Consider the following 21,385-nt stretch of genomic DNA (forward strand, 5'->3'; position numbering starts at 1 on the left):
GCGAAGCGCGTAGCGAGTTCTGCCGCGGCCCGTCTGTCCGAGCACCGGAGGGAAGTCGGCGCGCAGCGCCGACCGCCCCACTTGAAGCGCCGCCACGCCCTCACCGGCACCAGGGCCGGACCATCGCCCAACCAGCCCAACCAGCCCAACCAGCCCAACCAGCCCAACCAGCCCAACCAGCCCAACCAGCCCAAGGGCCGAAAACGAAAAGGGGCCCATCAAGGGCCCCGGAAGGAAGCTGGCATGGCGACCCATGCCCGCTCCAAAGAAGCAGCGCGTCACTCCTCCACGAAGGCCTCTTCGCGCTTGGACTTCACCGCTGGCAGCAGCACGATGGTCAGCAGTGCCAGGGCGGCGACCAGCAGGCCGGCCGAGATCGGACGCGTCACCAGCACGCTCCAGCTGCCGCGCGACAGCAGCAGCGCACGGCGCAGGTTCTCTTCCATCATCGGCCCCAGGATGAAGCCCAGCAGCAGCGGCGCCGGTTCCACCCGCAGCTTGATGAACACATAGCCGATGAAGCCGAAGATCGCCACCATCCACACGTCGAAGGTGTTGTTGTTGGTCGAGTACACGCCGATGGCGCAGAACAGCACGATGGCCGGGAACAGCAGGCGGTACGGCACCTTCAGCAGCTTGATCCACATGCCGATCAGCGGCAGGTTCAGGATGATCAGCATCAGGTTGCCCAGCCACATCGAGGCGATCAGGCCCCAGAACAGCTCGGGGTTGCTGGTCATCACCTGCGGGCCGGGCTGGATGTTGTGGATGGTCATCGCGCCCACCATCAGCGCCATCACCGGGTTGGGCGGAATGCCCAGCGTCAGCAGCGGGATGAAGGAGGTCTGTGCACCGGCGTTGTTGGCCGACTCGGGGCCGGCCACGCCGCGGATGTTGCCGCGGCCGAAGGCCACTTCGCCGGGAGCCATCTTCAGCTTCTTCTCCAGCGCATAGGAGGCGAAGGAGGCCAGCAGCGCGCCGCCGCCCGGCAGGATGCCCAGGGCCGAGCCCAGCGTCGTGCCGCGCAGCACGGCCGGGGCCATGCGTTTGAAGTCGTCGCCGGTGGGCCACAGGCCGGTCACCTTGCTGGTGAAGACCTCGCGCTCCTCTTCGCCCTGCGACAGGTTGCCGATGATCTCGCCGTAGCCGAACACGCCCATCGACACCACGATGAAGCCGATGCCGTCCGTCAGCTCGGGAATGTCGAAGCTGAAGCGCGCCACGCCGGAGTTCACGTCCGTGCCCACCAGGCCCAGCAGCAGGCCCAGCACCACCATGGCGATGGCCTTGAGCAGCGAGCCCGAGGCCAGCACCACGGCACCGATCAGGCCCAGCACCATCAGGCTGAAGTACTCGGCCGGGCCGAACTTGAAGGCCAGCTCGGTCAGCGGCGGCGCGAAGGCGGCCAGGATGATGGTGCCCACGCAGCCGGCGAAGAAGGAGCCCAGGCCGGCCGCCGCGAGTGCAGGGCCCGCCCGGCCCTGCCGCGCCATCTGGTAGCCGTCGATACAGGTCACCACCGAGGACGATTCGCCCGGCAGGTTCACCAGGATGGCCGTCGTCGAGCCGCCGTACTGCGCCCCGTAGTAGATGCCCGCCAGCATGATCAGCGCCGACACCGGTGGCAGCGCATAGGTGGCCGGCAGCAGCATGGCGATGGTCGCGACCGGGCCGATGCCCGGCAGCACGCCGATCAGCGTGCCCAGGATGCAGCCGATCAGGCAGTACAGAAGGTTGGTCCAGGTGACGGCGACGCCGAAGCCCGTGGCCAGGTTGGAGATCAGGTTGAAGTCCATGGTTGTCGTTCTTTCCCGATCAGCCCGAAATGAAGGTGGGCCACACCTGGATCTGCAGTTTGAGGGCCACGATGAAGGCCAGGTAGCTGCCCACGGCCAGCACCACCGCCAGGATCAGCGAGTCGCGCAGATTGAACTGGTTGCCCGCCATGCTGGCGATGATGGTGAGCGCGAAGATGGCGATGATCAGCCCCATGGCCGGCAGCCCGATGCTGGGCAGGCCGCCCAGCAGCACGCCGAAGGCGAGGTTGGCGCCGAGCACGAAAGCCAGTGGCTTCCAGGCCCAGCGGCCGATCTTGCCGCCATCGGTGGTCTCGACCACCATGGCCTGCAGCGAGATCACCGCACCGATGAGCGCGAGCAGCACCCCCAGCATGAGCGGAAAATAACCCGGGCCCATGCGGGCCCCGTCACCGATGGTGTAGTTGGTGGAGCCGACCGCGAACGTTGCGCCCACGGCCATGAACATCACACCGGAAAAAAAGTCTGCCTGGCTTTTGATGGCCATTTCGTTGCTTCTCCTCGAGACCTTGTGTTGAAACGGGGGCGAGGGTCGTCGCCCGAGGCTGACCATGGGCTGACTTGATGTGTAGGGATAAGCGCGTAAGCAGTCTCCACATCGAGGGGAATCGAACGGAAGACGAGGCATTGTTGAGAATGATTCTTTCGCTATGAAAGTCGTAGCGTTTTTTCGTGCGCCGAGCCGTCAGGTCGGCGCTTTTTTCCTGACTGGAGACAGACTGAGATGACTGCCACCCGCCGCGACTTCGTCGCTTCCTCCCTTGCCGCAGCCGGCTTTGCGCTGGCCGGCGCCCCGGCCTTCGCCCAGTCCGACTGGCCGGCCAAGCCGATCCGGCTGATCGTGCCCTTCCCGCCCGGCGGCGGCACCGACATCCTGTCGCGCCTCGTCGCCAACAAGCTCACCGAGGTCAGCAAGTGGACGGTGGTGCCCGACAACCGCGGCGGCGCGGGCGGCACCATCGGCATCGCCGAGGCGGCGCGGGCCCAGCCCACGGGCTACGACCTGGTGATGGGGCAGAAGGACAACATGGTCGTCGCGCCCTGGCTCTACAAGAACCTGAGCTACGACCCGGTGAAGGACCTCACGGCCGTGGCCCATGTGGCCTACACGCCGGTGGTGATCGTGGTGCGCAGCGAATCGCGCTTCAAGACGCTCAAGGATGTGGTCGAGGCCGCCCGCGCCCAGCCCGATGCCGTCACCTTCGGCTCGCCCGGCAATGGCACCACCATCCACCTGGCCGGCGAGATCTTCAAGACCGCCGCCAAGATCCAGATCCGCCACGTGCCCTACAAGGGCAGCAACGCCGCCATGATGGACGTGCTGGCCGGCAACGTGGACCTGCTGGTCTCGTCGCTGCCTTCGGCCATCGCGCAGATCAAGGCCGGCAAGCTGCGCCCGCTGGCCGTGACCTCGGCCAAGCGCAGCACCTCGCTGCCCGACATCCCGACCGTGGCCGAACTCGGCTATGGCAAGGACTTCGACGTCAGCACCTGGTATGGCATCTTTGCGCCGGCCGGCACGCCCAGGCCGGTGGTCGACAAGGTCAATGCCGAGGTCAACAAGCTGCTGGCCCGCCCCGATGTGCAGGCTGCCATCCACGAGCAGGGCGCCGAGTACCAGGCCATGTCCACCACCGAGTTCGCCACGCTGGTGAAGGACGACGTGGCCAAGTGGAAGGGCATCGTCCAGGCCTCGGGCGCGCGCATCGAGTAAGCCCGGCGGGCCGGGACGGACGCCCGCGCTCCGGCCGCCAGTCGGCCAGGCAGAAGCAGAAGGGGCCGCACTCGTGCGGCCCCTTCTCTTTCGTCGGCCGGGCCGGCGAAGGGCTCGGCCTTCAGCGGCCGGGGCCGTGCATGAAGAAGGGGCCGCGCGGGCCGGGATGGGGGCCGTGCCAGCCGCCGCCGAGCACCAGCCCGACGCTCAGGGCGGTCAGGCCCACCCACCAGGGGTCGACCGCATAGCCGCTGGTCACCAGCACCGGCGCCGGCGCGGCGACCAGCACCGGGGCACTGCTCACCACCATGCCCGGCTCCACCGGCACCGTGGCCGGGACGGTGCTGGCCGTGGCGGCAGGCGCCGCCGTCACCGGCACGCCGGTCGGCGGCCGGGCCATCCAGGTGCTGTAGTCGTGGCCGGCCAGGCGGTAGCTCACGCTGTAGCCGCCTTCGGCCAGGGCCACGCAGGCAGTCACCTGTGCCTGTGGCGGCAGGGCTTGCGCTTGCGCCTGGGTGCTTGCCGCCATGAGCGCGGCCAGGGTGGCGCCTGCGGCCAGGCGCCGCAAAGCAAGAAGTCGTGAACGGGTCATCGGATTGCTCCTTTCAGAACGAGGTGCCGATCTGGAACTGGAAGCGCTGGGTGCGATCGGCCGTGATGCCTGCGGCGGTGTCTTCCTTCTGGTAGAGCACGGGCACCGCATAGGCCAGGCTCAGCGGCCCCAGCGGCGAGAGCCAGCTCACGCCCAGGCCGACCGAGGCGCGCAGCTTCTGCTGCGCCTTCCACTGCGCATCCGTCAGCGACGAGGTGCGGTCGGCGAACACGTTGCCCGCGTCGAAGAAGCCGAACAGCCGCAGCGTGCGGTCGTTGCCCGCACCCGGGAAGGGCGTGCTCAGCTCCGCATTGACGATGGCCTTGCGCAGGCCACCCAGCGCGCCCGCCGTCACGCTGTCGCGCGGGCCGAGCGAGTTGCTCTCGAAGCCGCGCACCGAGCCCAGGCCGCCGGCATAGAAGTTCTTGAACACCGGGTAGGTGTCGCCACCCAGCGCGCGCGCCCAGCCCAGCTCGCCGTTGAGGGCGAAGGTGTACTGCTTGCTGATGGGGAAGTAGCGCTGGTACTGGTAGCTGGTCTTGAGGTAGCGGGCGCCCGAGGCCAGGCCCCATTCGGCGTTGGCGTTCTGCAGGGTGCCGCGCGTGGGCACCAGGGCGCTGTCGCGCGTGTCGCGCGACCAGCCGATGGTCAGCGGCACGCCGGTGATGGCGTCGCGCGCGCACACCACGCTGGGCGCGGTGCCTGAGCATTCGAAGTAGTCCAGGTAGGCCTGCGGCGTCGCCGTGTAGACGTAACTGCCGTCGACCAGCGTATAGGCGCCGTTGGTGCCGGGCTTGAAGGAGTAGCGCTCCAGGCCCAGGCCGAAGTACACCCGGTTGAGTTCGTCGAAGGGCACACCGAACTTCAGCGACACGCCCTGCGTGGTGAGCTTGTAGTTGCCGTCCGCAGCGTACGACGGGCGCGTAGTGTTCTGGTAGACGCTGATGATGCGCGAGATGCCGTCGGCGGTGAAGTAAGGGTCGATGGCCGAGACCGACACCGAGGTGCTGTACGAGCCGATGCTGGCGTTCAGCCCCAGGTAGTTGCCCGAGCCGAAGACGTTCTCCTGCGTGATGCCGAAGGTCAGCGTCACCTTGTCGGTGCTGGAGTAGCCTGCGCCCAGGTTCAGCGAGCCGGTGGGCTTTTCCTTCACGTCCACCATCAGGTCCACCGTGTCGGGCGAGCCGGGCACCTCCTGCGTCTGGATGTCCACGTCGCTGAAGTAGCCCAGCCGGTCCAGCCGGTCGCGCGAGAGCTTGATCTTGTCGCCCTCGTACCAGGCCGATTCGTACTGCCGCATCTCGCGCCGGATCACCTCGTCGCGGGTGCGCGCGTTGCCGCCCACCAGGATGCGACGCACGAACACACGCTGGCGCGGCAGGCCCTTGAACACCATCGTCACGCGGCCGGTGGTGCGGTCGGCGTCCGGCACGGCCTCCACCTTGGCGAAGGCGAAGCCGAAGCGCGCGTAATGTTCGGTGAAGGCCCGCGTGGTCGCGGTGACGTCGTCGCCGTTGTAGTAGTCGCCCGGCCGCACCGTCACCAGCGACTTGAAGTCGTCCTCGCGGCCGAGGTAGTCGCCCTCCAGCCGGACGCCGGCCACCACGAATCGCTCGCCCTCGGTGATGTTGACCGTCACCGTCACCGACTGGCGGTCCGCCGACAGCCCCACCTGCGTGGAGTCGATGCGGAAGTCCATGTAGCCGCGCGTCAGGTAGTACTGGCGCAGCGTCTCCAGGTCGGCGTCGAGCTTGGCGCGCGAATACTGGTTGGACTTGGTGTACCAGCTCATCCAGTTGCCGGCATCCAGGTCGAACAGGCCCAGCAGCGTCTTCTCGCTGAAGGCCTTGGCGCCCACCACCCGCACCTCGGTGATGCGGGCGGATTCGCCCTCGGTCACCGTGAAGCTGATGTTGACGCGGTTGTGCTCCAGCGGCGTGGCGGTGGTCTGCACGCTGGCGCTGTAGTAGCCCTTGCCGATGTACTGGCGCTTGAGCTCCTGCTCGGCGCGGTCGGCCAGCGCCTTGTCGTAGGGCCGGCCCTCGGCGAGGCCCACCTCGCGCAGCGCCTTGGTCATGGCCTGCTTGTCGAATTCCTTGGCGCCCTCGAAGTCCACGCCCGCGATGGTCGGGCGCTCCTCCACGATCACCACCAGCACGTTGCCGGAGATGTCGAGCCGCACGTCCTTGAACATGCCCAGCTCGTACAGCGCCCGGATGGCCGCCGAGCCAAGGTCGTCGGTGTAGGTGTCGCCCACATGCAGGGGCAGGGCATGGAAGATGGTGCCGGGTTCCACCCGCTGCAGGCCTTCCACCCGCAGGTCGCGGATGGTGAAGGGCTCGGCAGCCCACGCGGCATGGCTGCCGGCGAAGAGGGCGAAGGCGCCGAGGGCGGCGTGCAGCGGTCGGCCGCGGAACAGGAAGCGCATGGATCGGGTCGGGGCGCCGGCGCCGGGAGCGCAGGTCGCCAGAGTGGCTTGGCGCGGATCATGGGCGGCCACTTGGGAGGAATCGTGGATGACGCGCCGCCGCGCTCCCGCCTTTGTCCGACAAGGGCGGCGCGACCGCCGCCACGACCGGCCGCAGCCGTTGTCGTAGAGTGCTTGGCGATGCGGCCCCTGCGCCGCCCACCGCATGGCTGTGCGCCCCGCCGCGCATGCCGACCGCCCGCCCTGCCGTCCCGACCATGAAGCACGACCTGCCCTTCCTCAACCCCTACCGCCACGGCTTCGCCCGCGTGGCCGTGGCCATGCCGCGCAACCGCGTGGCCGACCCGCTCTCCAACGCTGCCGAGACCATCCGCCTCTACCGGGAGGCCGAGGCCCAGGGCGCGGCGGTGGTCGCCTTTCCGGAGCTGGGCCTGTCGGCCTACACCTGCGACGACCTGTTCCATCAGTCTGCACTGCTCGATGGCTGCGAAGCGGCGCTGGCCCAGGTGGTCGAGGCCTCGCGCGACCTGAATGCCGTGGCCGTGGTCGGCCTGCCGCTGCGGGTGGAGCATCGGCTCTTCAACTGTGCCGCGGTGGTGGCCCGGGGCAAGGTGCTGGCCGTGCTGCCCAAGACCTACCTGCCCAACTACGGCGAGTTCTACGAAGCGCGGCAGTTCAATGCCGCCGGCAGCGCCGTGACCGACCATGTGCAGCTCTTCGGCCACCGCGTGCCCTTCGGCACCGACATCGTCGTGCGCGCGCGCGAGCTGCCGCTGCTGGCGCTGCACGTGGAGATCTGCGAGGACCTGTGGACGCCCATTCCGCCGTCGAGCTTCGCGGCGCTGGCAGGCGCGACGGTGCTGGTCAACCTGTCGGCCTCCAACATCATCATCGGCAAGGCGGCTTTCCGGCACCAACTGGTGGGCCAGCAGTCGGCACGCTGCATCGCGGCCTACCTCTACACCTCGGCCGGCATCGGCGAATCGACCACCGACCTGGCCTGGGATGGCCAGTCGCTGATCTACGAATGCGGCGATCTGGTGGCCGAAGGCGCGCGCTTCGCCAACCAGGCGCAGATCGTGATGGCCGACGTGGACCTGGAGCGCCTGGCCCACGAGCGCATGCGCCTGACCAGCTTCGGCGAGACCGCCCGCCGCCACAAGGCCGAGCTCGCGACCTGGCGCACGGTGGAGTTCGACCTGGCCCCGCCCGCGCAGGTGCCCGGCGGCCTGATGCGCACCGTGGAGCGCTTTCCATACGTGCCGGCCGATGCGCGCTCCCTGGACGAGCGCTGCTATGAGGTCTTCAACATCCAGGTGCAGTCGCTGGTGCAGCGGCTGGAGGCCGCGCGCATCGGCAAGGTGGTGATCGGCATCTCGGGCGGACTCGACTCCACCCATGCGCTGCTGGTGGTGGCGCAGGCCATGGACCGGCTGGGCCGCCCGCGCAGCGACATCCTGGCCTACACCATGCCCGGTTTCGCCACCAGCAGCCGCACGCTGCAGCAGGCCCATGCACTGATGCGCGTGGTGGGCTGCACCGCGCAGGAAATCGACATCCGCCCCAGCTGCCGGCAGATGCTGGCCGACCTGGGCCATCCCTTCGGCCGCGGCGAGCCGGTGTACGACGTCACCTTCGAGAACGTGCAGGCCGGCGAGCGCACCAGCCACCTGTTCCGCCTGGCCAACCACCATGGTGGCATCGTGGCCGGCACGGGCGACCTGAGCGAGCTGGCGCTGGGCTGGTGCACCTATGGCGTGGGCGACCACATGTCGCACTACAACGTCAACGCCAGCGTGCCCAAGACGCTGATCAAGCACCTGGTCAACTGGGTGGCGGGCAAGGGCCTGCTGGGCGCAGAGGGCAGCCAGGTATTGCAGGCCATCCTCTCGACCGAGATCAGCCCCGAGCTGGTGCCGGCGGATGCCGAAAGCCAGGGCGCCGAGCCGGCGCAGAGCACCGAGAGCGTGGTCGGCCCCTACGAGCTGCAGGACTTCCACCTGTACCACACGGTGCGTCACGGCATGCGCCCGTCCAAGGTGGCCTACCTGGCCTGGTGCGCCTGGCACGACCGCGAGAAGGGGCCGTGGCCCGACACGCTGCACGGCGAGCGCAACCAGTACACCCTGGCCGAGATCAAGAAGCACCTGGGCACCTTCCTGTTCCGCTTCTTCCAGATCAGCCAGTTCAAGCGCAGCTGCGTGCCGAATGCGCCCAAGGTGGGCTCTGGCGGATCGCTCTCGCCCCGGGGCGACTGGCGCGCACCCAGCGACTCGGAATCGCGGGTGTGGCTGGACGAGCTGAAGACGGTGCCGGACGAGGTGTGAGGGCGCCAGGCTCTCTTTGGTCGATCGTATTCGATTGGATACAATTCCGCGAAGCTGGACATCCAGCTCACCACCACCTTTCAACGCTGGCTTGGCGGCCTCACCGACCTGCGCGCCCGCATTGCCATTGCGCGCCGGCTGGAGCGCTTGGCCGCGGGCAACGCGGGCGACAGCAAGTCCGTCGGCGAGGGTGTGACAGAGATGCGCGTCGACGTCGGGCCCGGCTATCGCGTGTACTACACGCGGCGCGGGCAGCGATCGTGATCGTGCTCGCGGGCGGCGACAAGTCATCGCAGCAGCGCGACATCCAGCGCGCACAGACCATGGCCAAGGAGTATTGAGATGCCCGACACCCTTCACGCTTTCGACATGTCCGAGATGCTCGACAGCGACGAGGCCATTGCCGAGTACCTGTCGCAGGTGATGGCGGACGGCGATGCCGATGAGCTGGTGGCAGCGCTCGGTCACATCGCACGCGCCCGCGGCATGGCGCAGATCGCGCGCGACGCCGGCCTGGGCCGCGAGTCGCTCTACAAGGCGCTTGCGCCCGGGGCCAAGCCCCGCTTCGACACCGTGCTGCGTGTGGTCAGGGCGCTGGGCGTGCGGCTGGAGGCCCGTCCTGCCGGTTGAGCTGGCGCGGGTCAACCGCCTGGCGTGCGCCGGCCGGGCACCCGCTTGAGCGGCGCCAGCAGCGGCCGCAGGCCGTTGTGGTCGATCTCCAGCATCAGCGCGAGCAGCCGGCCGATCTCGCCCTTGGGGAAGCCTTCGCGCGCGAACCACGCCAGGTAATTGCCGGGCAGGTCGGCGATGAGGGTGCCCTTGTGCTTGCCGAAGGGCATGGGCAGTGTGGCCAGGCGTTCGAGGTCTTCGGGTTTCATCGGGTCTGGGTCCAGTTCAGGCCATCTCTGGAGCGGTAGGTGCCGCCCGTGGCGCAGCAGCCGCCTGCGCCGAAGGCCATGCGGCCCAGTTCGGCCGTCACGCCCTGCGCATCGGCCGTCAACGAATGACGCTGGCAGCTGGTGAGGATGTTGCCGGGGTAGTAGGGCTTCGGCGCCAGCACCTGCTCCCATGCCACCTGGGCACCTTGCATCGACACGATGCGATAGACGGCGCAGTCGTGGATCACGAGGTGGACGGGCTGGCCGTTCAGCACGCCCTCGAATATGTCGTCGGGCCCCGCAGCCTGCAGCGCGAGCGCGGCTTCGGTAGGCTGGGGCGGCGGTTCCTTGCACCCCATGGCCAGGCTGGCCGCCATCAGTGCCGCGAGAGCCGGGCGAATGGAGAAAGGCATCCGGCCATTGTGCGGTCGGAGCGCCGACCGCTCGACCCACCACCGTTCGACCCACAACGGATCGACCCAGAACCGTTCGGGCTGAGCTTGTCGAAGCCGGGCGCGGCGCTTCGACAGGCTCAGCGTGAACGGTCGCGGGAGATCGGCCGCGGGGCGCCATCGTCCCGCTCAGTTCCCAACCACGTTCAGCGCGCCGCCCGCTTCGCGATCCCCAGCGTCTTCGCCAGGATGCCCAGCATCACCTCGTCCGCACCGCCGCCTATGGACGCCAGTCGCCCGTCGCGGTACAGGCGCGACACGCGGTTCTCCAGCGTGAAGCCCATGCCGCCCCAGAACTGCAGGCAGGTGTCGGCCACCTGCCGCGTCAGCCGGCCCGCCTTGAGCTTGGCCATCGAGGCCAGCGTGAGCACGTCCTCGCCCTGCACATGCAGGTCGCAGGCGCGGTAGGTGAGGGCGCGCAGGGCCTCCACCTCGGTCTGCAGCTCGGCCAGCTTGAACTGCACCCACTGCTGGTCGGCCAGCGTGGCGCCGAACATGCGCCGTTCCTGCGCCCACTGCACCGTCTCGGCGATGCACTCTTCCATCGGCAGCAGCGAACTGGCGGCGCCCCACAGCCGCTCCTCCTGGAACTGCTGCATCTGGTAGATGAAGCCCTGCCCCTCCTCGCCGATGCGAAAGCGTTGCGGCACCCGCACCTCGTCGAAGTAGATCAGGCCCGTGTCGCTGCTGTGCATGCCGATCTTGCGGATCTTGAGTGCCTTCTCGATGCCCGGCCGGTCCATCGGCACCATCACCAGCGACTTGTTGCGGTGCACGGGGCCGTCGCTGGTGTTGACCAGCATGCACATCCAGTCGGCCTGCAGGCTGTTGGTGATCCACATCTTCTGGCCGGAGATGACGTAGTCGTCGCCGTCCTTGCGCGCCGTGCTGCGGATGGCCGCCACATCGCTGCCCGCGCCCGGCTCGCTCACGCCGATGCAGCCCACCTGCTCGCCCGTGATGGCCGGCGCCAGGAACTCGCGCTTGAGTTCCTCGCTGCCGAAGCGCGCCAGGGCCGGTGTGCACATGTCGGTCTGCACGCCGATGGCCATGGGAATGCCGCCGCAGCGCACATGGCCCAGCTCTTCGGCCATGGCCATGGCATAGCTGTAGTCGAGCCCGCCGCCGCCGTATTCCTCCGGCTTGTTAAGGCCCAGCAGGCCCAGGGCGCCCAGGCCCTTGAAGATCTCGTGCAACGGGGCGATCTCGGCCTCTTCCCAGGCATCGACCTGCGGATTGATGGATTCGTCGATGTAGCGGCGCAGGGTCTTGCGGATCTCCTGGTGCTCGTGCGTGTACTGCATGGCGCGGGTGTCTCCTGTCGGCCTTCTGGCGCGCGCACGGTGGTGCGCGGCGGGCATACCACTCTAGAAGCGGGCCGCCCGGGAGGCTTGTGCCAAGTGGCTGCCCGGGCCGCGCCGACGGGGCCGTGGCTACCATTGCGGCCTTCTGCGTTTCCGCCCCCGAAAGCACGCCCATGACCCGCCTCGGCACTCCTCTGTCCCCCTCCTCCACCCGTGTGATGCTCCTGGGCTCCGGCGAGCTTGGCAAGGAAGTGCTGATCGCGCTGCAGCGTCTGGGCGTGGAGACCATCGCCGTCGACCGCTACGACAACGCCCCCGGCCAGCAGGTGGCCCACCGCGCCCGCACCATCACCATGAGCGACCCCGACCAGCTCGAGGCGCTGCTGTCGGCCGAGCGGCCGCATCTGGTGGTGCCCGAGATCGAGGCCATCGCCACCGCCAAGCTCGAAGAGCTGGAAGAAGCCGGCCTGGTGCGCGTGATCCCCACCGCCCGCGCCGCGCGCCTGACCATGGACCGCGAAGGCATCCGCCGCCTGGCCGCCGAGACGCTGGGCCTGCCCACCAGCCCCTACAAGTTCTGCGACTCGCTGGCCGAGCTGCAGGCCGCCATCGATGGGAAGGACGGCAAGGGCATCGGCTACCCCTGCATCGTCAAGCCGGTGATGAGCAGCTCCGGCAAGGGCCAGAGCAAGATCGACGGCCCCGCCGACGTGCAGAAGGCCTGGGACTACGCCATGGCCGGCGGCCGCGTGAGCAAGGGCCGCGTCATCGTCGAGGGCTTCATCGACTTCGACTACGAGATCACGCTGCTCACGGTGCGCGCCCTGGGCGCCGATGGCCAGGTGCAGACGCAGTTCTGCGCACCCATCGGCCACCTGCAGGTCAGCGGCGACTATGTCGAAAGCTGGCAGCCCCACCCCATGCACCCCGAGGCGCTGCGCAAGGCGCAGGACATCGCCGAGCGCGTGACGGCCGACCTGGGCGGCCAGGGCCTGTTCGGCGTGGAACTGTTCGTCAAGGGCGAGGAGGTGTGGTTCAGCGAAGTGAGCCCGCGCCCGCACGACACCGGCCTGGTCACGCTGGCCACGCAATGGCAGAGCGAATTCGAGCTGCACGCCCGCGCCATCCTGGGCCTGCCGGTGGACACCACGCTCAAGAGCCCCGGCGCCAGCGCCGTCATCTACGGCGGCGTGGATGCCACCGGCATCGTCTTCGACGGCGTGGCCGAGGCCCTGGCCGTGCCCGGCACCGACCTGCGCCTCTTCGGCAAGCCGGAGAGCTTCGTCAAGCGCCGCATGGGCGTGGCGCTGGCCCATGCGGAGGATGTGGACACGGCCCGCGCGCGGGCCAAGGAGGCGGCGGGGAAGGTCAAGCCGCGGGTGGCGGACTGATCCTTCTCGCCGCACCGAACGGGCCGCGTGGCTGGCCGGTTCATCGCCAGGTCGTGACGATGGCGCAGGGGCTGCGCCCGTCCTGGCGCTGACGCTCGGCGCGCCTCAGGCCGAATAGCGCAGCCGCACCTCGCCCAGCCCTTCGATGGCACCGACCACGTTGGTGTCCACGGGCGCTGCCAGCAGCCCCGTGCACGAGCCCGTCGTGACGATCTGCCCGGGCGACAGCGGCACGCCACGCTCGGTGCAATGCCGGGCCAGCCAGCCCACCAGCCGCCACACGTCCTGCGCCGGATTGCCGCCCGTGGTGCGCGCCGCCTCGGCATCGCCGAACTTGAGCGTGGCCTGCAGGGTGCGCAGGTCCAGGGCCGATGGGGCGAGCGGGGCCGCCTCGCCGACGACCAGCGCGCCGTGGCTCTGAAGGTCGGCCAGCCGCAGCGGCGCGGGCGCCTCGCGGCCGGCGGCCAGGCGGCTTTCCACGCATTCGATCGTGGGCACCACGGCGTCGAAGAAGCTGGCGAGTTCGCTGGGCGTGGGCATGTCCTGCCGCACTTCCAGCAGCTTGCCCACGCGCAGGGCGGCCTCCAGCTCGACCCAGCGGGCCGCGAAACGCGCGGCCGGCAGCACGGCGCCGGAGGCGTGCATGCCGGACGCAGGCAGCGGTGCGCAGTTGGGTTCGGCCTCGGCATTGGGCGCGCCGACCTTCCAGCCACCGATGCCGCTGCCCAGGTGGGCGAGGATGGCGTCCTGCACCGCGTAGGCCTCGGCGGCATCGGTTGGTAGCCAGCCCGTGGGTGCAATGCGGCGGGCAGCGGTGAAGGCGGTGGCCAGTTGCTGGCCGAGGTCGGTGATGGCAGTCATGGAAGCAGCGGTGCGATGAATGAACAGGGCAGCCGGCGAGTATGCCGGCCTCTGCAAGCCCAGCCACGTGGGATGGCCGCGCGGGAAAGCCACGTTGCGGCGGCGCTCGACCTCAGCCGGCTGCGTCCTCGGACCATTCCGCCAGCGCCTGGGCCCGGTACTCGCGCGGCGTCAGCCCCTTGTGCTTGCGGAAGAAGCGGCCGAAGTAGGCCTCGTCGCCGAAGCCCAGGCTCACGGCGATCTGCTTGATGCTGTTGGGCGTGTAGATCAGCTCGCGTTGCGCCTCGTGCAGCAGGCGAGCGTTGATCACGTCCAGGCTCGACAGCCCCAGCACCTCTCGGCACAGCCGCGTGAGCTGTCCGGCCGTGATGCCCAGCAGCTCGGCATAGGCGGGCACCGGCAGGTGCTCGCGGTAGCGCGCGTCGACCAGGCGGCGGAAGGTCTCGATCTGCTCGGCGCGGCGCGAGCGCGGCCGCGCCAAATGCTCCTTCTTCAACCGGTGCAGCCGCGCCACCTGCACCAGCAGGGCCGTGAGCAGCGACATGCCGGCCGCGGTGTGGCCCGTGTCGGCCAGCCGGTGCTCGGCCTCGATGGCGTGGAAGAGCGGCATCAGCCGCGCCAGCTCGTCGGCCGTCAGCGGCATCAGCTGCGGCGTGCGCAGCGTCTCGCGCAGGGCCGGCATCACCAGGTCGGCCAGCGATTCCAGGGGCCGCTGCGCGGCCGTCACCACCGGGCCGTCGGTGTCGTCGGAGAAGCGGAAGCTGTGCACGGTTTGTGCGGGAACGAGGACCAGGCAGGGCGCCTCGGCCTCCAGCCGCTCGTGGTCCACCAGCACCCGCACGCGGCCCTGCTGCAGCACCAGCAGCTGAAGGAAGGCATCGTGGGTATGGGGCTGGATGTCCCAGTTGTAGGGCTTCGAGCGTTGCGGGATCCACTCGAAGTCGAAGCTCGCGAGCCAGCCGGGACTGGCCTGGTCGCCATAGAGCGAGTAGTTGGGAATCGCGCGCGCCATGCGCCGGAATTGTCCGGGTCTTGGCTGGAATCGTCAAAGCGATGGCCGGTGGCGACGCCCAGAATTCCCTCGGCATCACGACAACAGGAGACATCGCCATGACGGCCCTTTCCACGGCCCATCCGTCCACCGCCTCGCCCGCTGCGGCCGGCGCATCCGCCCACTGGCTGGGGCTCGCGCAGCAGGTCTGCGTGGTCAGCGGCGCGGCCAGCGGCATCGGCGCCGCCATCGCCCGAGCCCTGGCCCAGGCCGGCGCGCGCGTGGCCCTGCTGGACCGCGATGCCGAGGGCTGCGCCGCCATGGCGCACCGGCTGCAGCAGGACTTCGATGCGCAGGCCCTGGCCATCGCCTGCGACATCGCCGACGAAGCGGCCGTCGGTGCCGCGGCGGCACAGGTGCGCGCGGTGCTCGGCCCCTGCAATGTGCTCGTCAACAACGCCGGCCTGCTGCGTGCCGGCGGCCTGGCCGACGTGGGCCTGGCGCAATGGAACGAGGTGCTGGGCATCAACCTGGGCGGCTACCTGCTGTGCGCGCGGGCCTTCGGCGCGGACATGCGCGCGGCCGGCCGCGGCAGCATCGTGAACGTGGCCTCCATCTCGGGCCGCTTTCCGCAGAGCGGCAGCGGGGCCTACAGCGCCAGCAAGGCTGGCGTGCTGCTGATGTCGCGCCAACTGGCCGTGGAGTGGGGTCCGCACGGGGTGCGCAGCAATGCGGTACTGCCCGGCATGATCCGCACGGCCCTGTCCGCGAAGTTCTACGAAGAGCCCGGCTTCGAGGCCCGACGCGCCGCCATGACGGCCAGCCGCCGCATCGGCGAGCCCGAGGACATCGCCGATGTCGCGCTCTTCCTGGCCAGCCCGCGCTCGGCCTATGTCAACGGCGCGGAGATCCTCGTCGACGGCGGCATGGCCAACATGCTGATGGACATGGTCCCTCGCCCTGGTTTCAACAAGCAATAAGGAGACATTCCATGAGCAAGGATTTCGACCTGCTGGTCGTCGGCTCCGGCGCTGCCGGGCTGACCTGCGCCATAACCGCGAAGAAGCGCGGCCTCACCGTCGCGGTGCTGGAGAAGGAGCCCGTCTTCGGCGGCACCACGGCGCTGTCGGGCGGCGTGCTGTGGATCCCGCTGGGCCCGCACGGCCGGCAACAGAACCCGGCCGACACGCGCGAGGCCGTGCGCACCTACCTCATGCAGGAGAGCGGGCGCTTCTACGACGAGGCCACCGCCCAGGCCTTCATCGAGCACGGGCCGGCCATGGTCGACTTCCTGCAGCGCGAGACGCAGATGCAGTTCGTGCCCACGCTGTACCCCGACTACCACTGCGACGCCCCCGGCGGCGCGCAGGTCGGGCGCTCGATCCTGGCCGCGCCCTACGACATCCGCGGCCTGGGCGAGGACATGGCGCGGCTCAAGCCGCCGCTGGAGACCATCACCTTCATCGGCATGATGTTCAACTCCTCCAACGCGGACCTGAAGCACTTCTTCCGCGCGACGAAGTCGCTCACCTCGGCCCTGTACGTCGCGCGCCGCCTGGCCACGCACCTCAAGGAGCTGGCGCTGTACCGCCGCGGCGTGCAGGTCACCAGCGGCAACGCGCTGGCCGCACGGCTGGCGCGCTCGGCATTGGATCTGGGCATTCCCATCCTCACCAGCACCCCGGTGCGCGGCCTGCTCGAAGAGGGCGGTCGCATCACCGGCGTTCGCGTGGAAGGCGAGGGCGGCCCGCGAGAACTGCGCGCGCGCCATGGCGTGGTGCTGGCCTGCGGCGGCTTTCCGCATGACGCCAGGCGCATCGCCCAGGCCTATCCGCATGTGCGTCGCGGTGGCGAACACCTGTCGCCCACGCCCGAAAGCAACACGGGCGATGGCGTCAACCTGGCCGAGGCCGCTGGCGGTGTGGCCGACATCCGCTATGCCGACAGCGCGGCGTGGATGCCCGTCTCGCGCGTGCCGCTGGGCGGTGGCCGCTTCGGTGTCTTCCCGCACCTGCTCGACCGCTACAAGCCCGGCGTGATCGCCGTGCTGAAGAACGGCCGGCGCTTCTGCAATGAATCGGAGTCGTACCACGACGTCGGCGCGGCGCTCACCCGGGCCTGCGAAGGCCAGAAGGAAACGGTCATGTGGCTGGTCTGCGACAAGGCCTGCCTGGCCAAGTACGGCCTGGGCTACGTCAAGCCTGCACCCATGCCCATCGGCCCGCACCTGCGCAGCGGCTACCTGCTGCAGGGCCGCACGCTGGCCGAACTGGCCGCCCAGGCCGGCATCGACCCGCAGGGCCTGGAGGCCACGGTGCGCACCTACAACCCGCCGGCCGAGCGCGGCGAGGATCCGGCCTTCGGCCGCGGCAAGACCGCCTTCAACCGCTACCTGGCCGACCCGGAACACCGGCCCAACCCCTGCGTCGCGCCGGTGGCCCAGGGCCCCTTCTATGCCGTGCGCGTGGTCATGGGCGATCTGGGCACCTTCGATGGCCTGCAGACCAGCCTGGCGGGCGAGGTGCTGCGCCGCGACGGCCAGCCGATCCCGGGCCTGTACGCAGTCGGCAACGACCGTGCCAGCATGATGGGCGGCGCCTACCCGGGGGCCGGCATCACGCACGGGCCCAACATGGTCTTCGCGTACCTCACCGCGCACCACATCGCCGACCGGGCCGAGGCGTCGCATGCGGCGCCGGCCGTGCGCGTGCAAGCGCAAGAAGAGGTGGTGGCATGAGTGCCCCGCCGACCGCGTCGAAGGGCACGCGCGCTGCGCGAAAGGCGGCGGCAGCGGGCTCCACGCCCGGCCCACTGGCGATCGTGGCGCCGCCCGGCAAGCCGCTGGTGGACCACCGCATCTACATCATCGCGCTGCGCAAGATGCCCGAATTCCTGCAGGTCTTCAACCAGCTGGCCATGCCGGTGCTGATGCAGACCCTCGGCCATCCTCTGGGCTTCTGGACCAGCCTGGTGGGCCCGCAGAACCAGTTCGTGCATCTCTGGGCCTACGACGACCTGGCCGACTACGAACGCCGCAGCGCCGCACGGGACGCGCATCCCGACTTCGCGCGCTACCTTGCCGCCTCGGGCCACCTGATCACGGCGCAGGAGACGCGGCTGATCCGGGCGGTGGCGATGCCGGGGTGGGTGGCCGGGGCGTAGGGCCTCATCCGGCCCGGTGCGTTTCGAGCCACTCCTTCAGCGCGTCGTTCATCCGGGTCTGCCAACCGGGGCCACTCGCACGGAAGGCTGCGAGCACCTCATGGTCGATGCGGATGGCCACCTGCTCCTTGGTGGCGGAGCCGGCCGGACGCCCGCGCCGGCGCGCTGCTGCCTGCATGCCCGCCTTCATCTCCTCGCGCGAGAGCGGGCGGTCTACTTCATCCTCGCCGTCCCAGACGAGGTGCCGGTCCTTCGGCAAGGCCCGCACAGCGGCAGCGACTTGCGCGCGGGACATCTCATTCACTTTCGAGCCACTCATCGTAGACCTCGCATTCTTCGCGGCTGGCGGGGCGGAAGCTGATGATCCTGGCCGCGCCGTCGCGGTCGGTGTGAACGACGGTCAGTACCGCCAGGACCTCTAGCACATACGAGAAAGACATGACCCGCAACTCGCCGCCGCGTTGGACGTCGACGTCGAGCCGGTAGCGCGAGTCGAGCACCCGATGGGCGTCGGCGAAGTCCAACCCGTGCTTGCGCAGATTGGCTGCACGCTTGGCTTCGTCCCAGATCAGTCGCCTCCCCATCGAATTATTGTAGATGCGATAAATGGCCGGTGGGCGCCGTGAAGTGACCCCCATCCATCACCCCGATCTCCGCCGCGAGCCGGGGCATGAATTCCATCTGGTCCAGCACATCGCGCTGCAGGTCTACGCCAGGTGCGATCTCGAACAGCTCCACGCCCTCGGGCGTCAGGCGGAAGCTGGCGCGCTCAGTGAGGTAGAGCACCTGCTGACCACGCACGAGGCCCTGCGGACCGCTGAAGGTGATCTGGTCCACGCGCTTGACCAGCTTCCTCACCGCGCCCTGCTGCAGCACCCGCAGCCGGCCGTCACCGGTGGCCAGCTTCACGCCCTTGGCCGCCAGCGTGCCGCAGAACACCACCTTGCGTGCGTTCTGCGCGATGTCGATGAAGCCGCCCGGCCCCACGGTCACGCCGCCCAGGCGCGACACGTTCACGCTGCCTTCCTCGTCGAACTCGCCGAAGCCCAGGAAGGCCACGTCCAGTCCGCCGCCGCCATAGAAGTCGAACTGCGTGGCCGCGTCCAGCATGGCGGTGGCATTGCGTGCATAGCCGAAGAGCACGCCATCCATCAACGTGCCGCCGTAGGTGCCGTGCTCGATGGTCTGGTAGATGCGGTGCTGCTCGTTGCGCGCCGCGATCAGCTTGGCCACGGCGTCGGGCACGCCCACGCCGTAGTTGATGACGGGCCGTGCCTTGCCGGTGTTGAACAGCTCCACGGCGGCGCGGCGCGCCACCGCCTGGCGCTCGCCGAAGGCCTCCTGCGCCGCGGCCAGCTCCCGCGCATGGTCGGCGGCCTCGCTCTCGGCGCGGGCGGCGCCGGTCAGCTCGCCGCTGAAGGCCGGGTCGAAGGGGATGTCGTAGCTGGTGCGCTGCGCCGGGTCGACCACGATGGCATCGACCCAGGCCGAGGGAATGCGCACCTCGCGCGCCTTGAGGGCGCCGCGTGGCAGCCGCTCGGCCACCTGCACGATCACCCGGCCGCCGCTGTTGCGCGCAGCCAGCGCCAGCGAGGGTGCATCCAGGTTGGCGGCCTCGTGCTCGAAGCTGATGTTGCCGTCCTCGTCGGCCGCGCTGGCGCGCACCAGGGCCACATGGATGGGGAAGGGCTTGTAGCGCAGCCATTCGCGGCCATCGAGGGTCAGCACCTCGGCCAGGTCGTCCTGGGCCGCCTCGTTCATGCGACCGCCGCCGTGGCGCGGGTCGCAGACGGTGCCCAGGCCCACGTGGCTGATCAGGCCAGGGCGGCCGGCGCCGATCTCACGCATCAACTGGCTGCTCACGCCGCCGGGCAGGATGTAGGCCTCGATGCGGTTCTCCAGCGCCAGCTGCTGCATGGCCGGCGACCACACCCAGTGGCCGCCGATCACGCGCCGCACCAGTCCTTCGTGCGCGAAGCAGTTCATGCCCTTGGTCTTCTTGTCGCCGATGCCCAGTGCATGCACCACTGTCAGGTTGCGCGGCGCCTGCGTGGCCAGGAAGCGGGCCTGCACGGCCTCGAACAGGTGCGTGGCCTCCATCAGCCCGCCGCCGCCACCCATCAGGCCCACGGTGTCGCCATCGCGGATCAGGGCCACCGCCTCGGCGGCCGTCATGAATTTGCCGTCTGCCATCGCGGGCCTCAACGGTGGATGTCGAACAGGGCCGCGCCCTTGCGCAATGCCGACTTGGCGATCACGCCACGGTGGATCTCGCTGGTGCCGTCGAAGATGCGGTAGATGCGCGCATCGCGGTAGTAGCGCTCGATGGGCAGCTCCTTGCAGAAGCCCATGCCGCCGAAGACCTGCACCGCGCGGTCCACCACGCGGCCCAGCGTCTCGGCCGCATGCACCTTGACCATGGCGATCTGCTCGCGCGCATCGAAGCCCTGGTCCAGCATCCAGGCCGCCTGGTAGACCATCCAGCGCGCGGCATTGATCTCGATGACGCTGTCGGCCAGCATCTGCTGCACCATCTGGAAGTCGCCGATGCGGGTGTCGAACTGCCGGCGCTCGCCGGCGTACTGCAGCATCAGCTCGCACACATGGCTGGCCTTGCCCACGGCGCGCGCGCCCACCTGGGCCAAGCGCACCACATTGAGCGCGCCCATCGCCAGCTTGAAGCCCTGGCCGCGCTCGCCCAGCAGGGCGGCGTCCTCCAGCGCCACGTTGTCGAAGAACAGCTCCACATGCGGCGTGCCGCGCAGGCCCATCATCTGCTGGTCCTTGCCGACGGTGAAGCCGGGCAGGCCCTTGTCGACCATGAACATGCTGATCTCCTTCTCGCCGGTGCGGGCCGAGACGAGGAAGAAGTCGCTCCATTCGCCGTCGCTGATGAAGTGCTTGCCGCCGTTGAGCACCCAGCCGCTGTCGGTCTTCTTCGCATGGGTCTTGATGCCTGCGGCGTCGGAGCCGGCGCCCGGCTCGGTGATGGCGATGGCACAAGTGCGAGTGCCTTCCACCGAAGGCTTGAGCCAACGTTCGACCTGGTCGCCGCGGCAATGCAGCAGCGGCTCGTAGACGTTGCCGAAAGCGCGGCGGATCAGCTGGTCGCTGGTGTGGCCGAACTGCTCCTCGCAGAGCACGCGGTCCAGGTTGGAGAGCCCGCCGCCGCCCAGCTCGGCCGGCATGTTGAGGGCATAGAGGCCCAGCGCGCGGGCCTTGTCGTGAATGGCCTGGGCCTGCGCGCGGGGCAGGGCGCCGTGCTCTTCGAGCGTCTGCTCCAGCGGATGCAGTTCCTCGGCGATGAATCGACGGACGGTGTCGATCATCATCTTCTGTTCGTCGTTGAGGGCGAAGTCCATGGTGTCTGGCGATGAATGAATGGGCAAAGGAAGGGCAATGGCCGCTGAAGGAGGCCATGCGCGATGTGTCGGGTTTGCGCCTCTCCCCTCTGGGGAGAGGTGGGGT

21 protein-coding genes are annotated in these 21,385 nt (G+C 69.3%); 8 read left to right on the top strand and 13 right to left on the bottom strand.

What is annotated here, in order from left to right; translation table 11 throughout:
* Window positions 1-278: 278 nt before the first annotated feature.
* Together KBC94_RS06490 and KBC94_RS06495 are read right to left on the bottom strand one after the other, a co-directional pair.
* Entirely contained in the window at window positions 279-1,796 is a 1,518-nt protein-coding gene (locus KBC94_RS06490; protein WP_294367639.1) for a tripartite tricarboxylate transporter permease, read from the bottom strand.
* A 19-nt stretch (window positions 1,797-1,815) separates the two neighbouring features.
* The gene (locus KBC94_RS06495; RefSeq protein ID WP_294367641.1) at window positions 1,816-2,304 is read right to left on the bottom strand and encodes a tripartite tricarboxylate transporter TctB family protein; all 489 of its coding nucleotides are present in this window, start codon (window positions 2,302-2,304) and stop codon (window positions 1,816-1,818) included.
* 237 nt (window positions 2,305-2,541) lie between these two features.
* Between KBC94_RS06495 and KBC94_RS06500 the strand changes: the two genes are divergently transcribed.
* A complete protein-coding gene (locus KBC94_RS06500) occupies window positions 2,542-3,531 on the top strand; it encodes a tripartite tricarboxylate transporter substrate binding protein (RefSeq protein WP_294367642.1) in 990 nt (329 codons plus the stop codon).
* A gap of 121 nt (window positions 3,532-3,652) precedes the next feature.
* Here the strand turns inward: KBC94_RS06500 and KBC94_RS06505 are convergent, their stop codons facing one another.
* A complete protein-coding gene (locus tag KBC94_RS06505) occupies window positions 3,653-4,123 on the bottom strand; it encodes a hypothetical protein (RefSeq protein ID WP_294367644.1) in 471 nt (156 codons plus the stop codon).
* A gap of 13 nt (window positions 4,124-4,136) precedes the next feature.
* Window positions 4,137-6,551, bottom strand: a complete 2,415-nt coding sequence (gene bamA, locus KBC94_RS06510) for an outer membrane protein assembly factor BamA (protein WP_294367645.1) — start codon at window positions 6,549-6,551, stop codon at window positions 4,137-4,139.
* A gap of 257 nt (window positions 6,552-6,808) precedes the next feature.
* Here bamA and KBC94_RS06515 point away from each other — a divergent pair, with 257 nt between their 5' ends.
* From KBC94_RS06515 to KBC94_RS06525, 3 genes are all read left to right on the top strand, one after another.
* A complete protein-coding gene (locus KBC94_RS06515) occupies window positions 6,809-8,878 on the top strand; it encodes an NAD(+) synthase (RefSeq protein WP_294367648.1) in 2,070 nt (689 codons plus the stop codon).
* 120 nt (window positions 8,879-8,998) lie between these two features.
* Window positions 8,999-9,142, top strand: a complete 144-nt coding sequence (locus tag KBC94_RS06520) for a hypothetical protein (protein WP_294368390.1) — start codon at window positions 8,999-9,001, stop codon at window positions 9,140-9,142.
* 78 nt (window positions 9,143-9,220) lie between these two features.
* Window positions 9,221-9,508 (top strand): addiction module antidote protein, encoded by a 288-nt coding sequence (locus KBC94_RS06525; protein ID WP_017759720.1) that lies wholly within the window; start codon window positions 9,221-9,223, stop codon window positions 9,506-9,508.
* A gap of 11 nt (window positions 9,509-9,519) precedes the next feature.
* Here the strand turns inward: KBC94_RS06525 and KBC94_RS06530 are convergent, their stop codons facing one another.
* The 3 genes from KBC94_RS06530 to KBC94_RS06540 form a co-directional block, all read right to left on the bottom strand.
* A complete protein-coding gene (locus tag KBC94_RS06530) occupies window positions 9,520-9,756 on the bottom strand; it encodes a DUF3820 family protein (protein ID WP_294367650.1) in 237 nt (78 codons plus the stop codon).
* A complete protein-coding gene (locus KBC94_RS06535; protein ID WP_294367652.1) occupies window positions 9,753-10,169 on the bottom strand; it encodes a hypothetical protein in 417 nt (138 codons plus the stop codon). The genes KBC94_RS06530 and KBC94_RS06535 overlap by 4 nt, the downstream gene beginning before the upstream one ends.
* A gap of 185 nt (window positions 10,170-10,354) precedes the next feature.
* A complete protein-coding gene (locus KBC94_RS06540; protein ID WP_294367654.1) occupies window positions 10,355-11,512 on the bottom strand; it encodes an acyl-CoA dehydrogenase family protein in 1,158 nt (385 codons plus the stop codon).
* Window positions 11,513-11,685: 173 nt separating this feature from the next.
* Here KBC94_RS06540 and purT point away from each other — a divergent pair, with 173 nt between their 5' ends.
* A complete protein-coding gene (gene purT / locus KBC94_RS06545; protein WP_294367656.1) occupies window positions 11,686-12,903 on the top strand; it encodes a formate-dependent phosphoribosylglycinamide formyltransferase in 1,218 nt (405 codons plus the stop codon).
* 105 nt (window positions 12,904-13,008) lie between these two features.
* On the opposite strand, the gene KBC94_RS06550 is transcribed toward purT, so the two are convergent.
* Both KBC94_RS06550 and KBC94_RS06555 read right to left on the bottom strand, forming a co-directional pair.
* Window positions 13,009-13,764 carry a fumarylacetoacetate hydrolase family protein gene (locus tag KBC94_RS06550; protein WP_294367657.1) on the bottom strand — a complete coding sequence of 252 codons (756 nt, stop codon included), beginning with the start codon at window positions 13,762-13,764 and terminating at the stop codon, window positions 13,009-13,011.
* Window positions 13,765-13,876: 112 nt separating this feature from the next.
* Window positions 13,877-14,776 carry a helix-turn-helix domain-containing protein gene (locus tag KBC94_RS06555; protein ID WP_294367660.1) on the bottom strand — a complete coding sequence of 300 codons (900 nt, stop codon included), beginning with the start codon at window positions 14,774-14,776 and terminating at the stop codon, window positions 13,877-13,879.
* 98 nt (window positions 14,777-14,874) lie between these two features.
* Between KBC94_RS06555 and KBC94_RS06560 the strand changes: the two genes are divergently transcribed.
* From KBC94_RS06560 to KBC94_RS06570, 3 genes are read left to right on the top strand one after another with little or no spacing between them, the layout of a single operon-like run.
* Window positions 14,875-15,735: an SDR family oxidoreductase gene (locus KBC94_RS06560; RefSeq protein ID WP_294367661.1), complete on the top strand. Its 861-nt coding sequence runs from the start codon at window positions 14,875-14,877 to the stop codon at window positions 15,733-15,735.
* Window positions 15,736-15,746: 11 nt separating this feature from the next.
* Window positions 15,747-17,492 (top strand): FAD-dependent oxidoreductase, encoded by a 1,746-nt coding sequence (locus KBC94_RS06565; protein ID WP_294367662.1) that lies wholly within the window; start codon window positions 15,747-15,749, stop codon window positions 17,490-17,492.
* Window positions 17,489-17,917 carry an NIPSNAP family protein gene (locus KBC94_RS06570; RefSeq protein WP_294367664.1) on the top strand — a complete coding sequence of 143 codons (429 nt, stop codon included), beginning with the start codon at window positions 17,489-17,491 and terminating at the stop codon, window positions 17,915-17,917. The genes KBC94_RS06565 and KBC94_RS06570 overlap by 4 nt, the downstream gene beginning before the upstream one ends.
* A gap of 4 nt (window positions 17,918-17,921) precedes the next feature.
* On the opposite strand, the gene KBC94_RS06575 is transcribed toward KBC94_RS06570, so the two are convergent.
* From KBC94_RS06575 to KBC94_RS06590, 4 genes are read right to left on the bottom strand one after another with little or no spacing between them, the layout of a single operon-like run.
* Complete coding sequence (locus tag KBC94_RS06575; RefSeq protein WP_294367665.1) at window positions 17,922-18,212, bottom strand: BrnA antitoxin family protein; 291 nt, start codon at window positions 18,210-18,212, stop codon at window positions 17,922-17,924.
* 1 nt (window position 18,213) lies between these two features.
* Window positions 18,214-18,501 carry a BrnT family toxin gene (locus tag KBC94_RS06580; RefSeq protein WP_294367666.1) on the bottom strand — a complete coding sequence of 96 codons (288 nt, stop codon included), beginning with the start codon at window positions 18,499-18,501 and terminating at the stop codon, window positions 18,214-18,216.
* 4 nt (window positions 18,502-18,505) lie between these two features.
* Entirely contained in the window at window positions 18,506-20,110 is a 1,605-nt protein-coding gene (locus KBC94_RS06585; protein ID WP_294367667.1) for an acyl CoA:acetate/3-ketoacid CoA transferase, read from the bottom strand.
* An 8-nt stretch (window positions 20,111-20,118) separates the two neighbouring features.
* Window positions 20,119-21,279 carry an acyl-CoA dehydrogenase family protein gene (locus tag KBC94_RS06590; RefSeq protein ID WP_294367669.1) on the bottom strand — a complete coding sequence of 387 codons (1,161 nt, stop codon included), beginning with the start codon at window positions 21,277-21,279 and terminating at the stop codon, window positions 20,119-20,121.
* Window positions 21,280-21,385 lie beyond the last annotated feature (106 nt).

The sequence above is a fragment of the Pseudacidovorax sp. genome (assembly GCF_017991995.1).
GTDB lineage: Bacteria > Pseudomonadota > Gammaproteobacteria > Burkholderiales > Burkholderiaceae_C > Xenophilus.

Excerpts from the sequence above, each read along its gene's own strand:
- KBC94_RS06535 (WP_294367652.1), bottom strand. The coding sequence starts at position 10,169 with ATGCCTTTCTCCATTCGCCCGGCTCTCGCGGCACTGATGGCGGCCAGC.
- KBC94_RS06530 (WP_294367650.1), bottom strand. The coding sequence starts at position 9,756 with ATGAAACCCGAAGACCTCGAACGCCTGGCCACACTGCCCATGCCCTTC.
- bamA (WP_294367645.1), bottom strand. The coding sequence starts at position 6,551 with ATGCGCTTCCTGTTCCGCGGCCGACCGCTGCACGCCGCCCTCGGCGCC.
- KBC94_RS06515 (WP_294367648.1), top strand. The coding sequence starts at position 6,809 with ATGAAGCACGACCTGCCCTTCCTCAACCCCTACCGCCACGGCTTCGCC.
- KBC94_RS06590 (WP_294367669.1), bottom strand. The coding sequence starts at position 21,279 with ATGGACTTCGCCCTCAACGACGAACAGAAGATGATGATCGACACCGTC.
- KBC94_RS06560 (WP_294367661.1), top strand. The coding sequence starts at position 14,875 with ATGACGGCCCTTTCCACGGCCCATCCGTCCACCGCCTCGCCCGCTGCG.
- KBC94_RS06550 (WP_294367657.1), bottom strand. The coding sequence starts at position 13,764 with ATGACTGCCATCACCGACCTCGGCCAGCAACTGGCCACCGCCTTCACC.
- KBC94_RS06490 (WP_294367639.1), bottom strand. The coding sequence starts at position 1,796 with ATGGACTTCAACCTGATCTCCAACCTGGCCACGGGCTTCGGCGTCGCC.
- KBC94_RS06575 (WP_294367665.1), bottom strand. The coding sequence starts at position 18,212 with ATGTCCCGCGCGCAAGTCGCTGCCGCTGTGCGGGCCTTGCCGAAGGAC.
- purT (WP_294367656.1), top strand. The coding sequence starts at position 11,686 with ATGACCCGCCTCGGCACTCCTCTGTCCCCCTCCTCCACCCGTGTGATG.
- KBC94_RS06565 (WP_294367662.1), top strand. The coding sequence starts at position 15,747 with ATGAGCAAGGATTTCGACCTGCTGGTCGTCGGCTCCGGCGCTGCCGGG.
- KBC94_RS06570 (WP_294367664.1), top strand. The coding sequence starts at position 17,489 with ATGAGTGCCCCGCCGACCGCGTCGAAGGGCACGCGCGCTGCGCGAAAG.
- KBC94_RS06580 (WP_294367666.1), bottom strand. The coding sequence starts at position 18,501 with ATGGGGAGGCGACTGATCTGGGACGAAGCCAAGCGTGCAGCCAATCTG.
- KBC94_RS06525 (WP_017759720.1), top strand. The coding sequence starts at position 9,221 with ATGCCCGACACCCTTCACGCTTTCGACATGTCCGAGATGCTCGACAGC.
- KBC94_RS06540 (WP_294367654.1), bottom strand. The coding sequence starts at position 11,512 with ATGCAGTACACGCACGAGCACCAGGAGATCCGCAAGACCCTGCGCCGC.
- KBC94_RS06500 (WP_294367642.1), top strand. The coding sequence starts at position 2,542 with ATGACTGCCACCCGCCGCGACTTCGTCGCTTCCTCCCTTGCCGCAGCC.
- KBC94_RS06555 (WP_294367660.1), bottom strand. The coding sequence starts at position 14,776 with ATGGCGCGCGCGATTCCCAACTACTCGCTCTATGGCGACCAGGCCAGT.
- KBC94_RS06495 (WP_294367641.1), bottom strand. The coding sequence starts at position 2,304 with ATGGCCATCAAAAGCCAGGCAGACTTTTTTTCCGGTGTGATGTTCATG.
- KBC94_RS06505 (WP_294367644.1), bottom strand. The coding sequence starts at position 4,123 with ATGACCCGTTCACGACTTCTTGCTTTGCGGCGCCTGGCCGCAGGCGCC.
- KBC94_RS06585 (WP_294367667.1), bottom strand. The coding sequence starts at position 20,110 with ATGGCAGACGGCAAATTCATGACGGCCGCCGAGGCGGTGGCCCTGATC.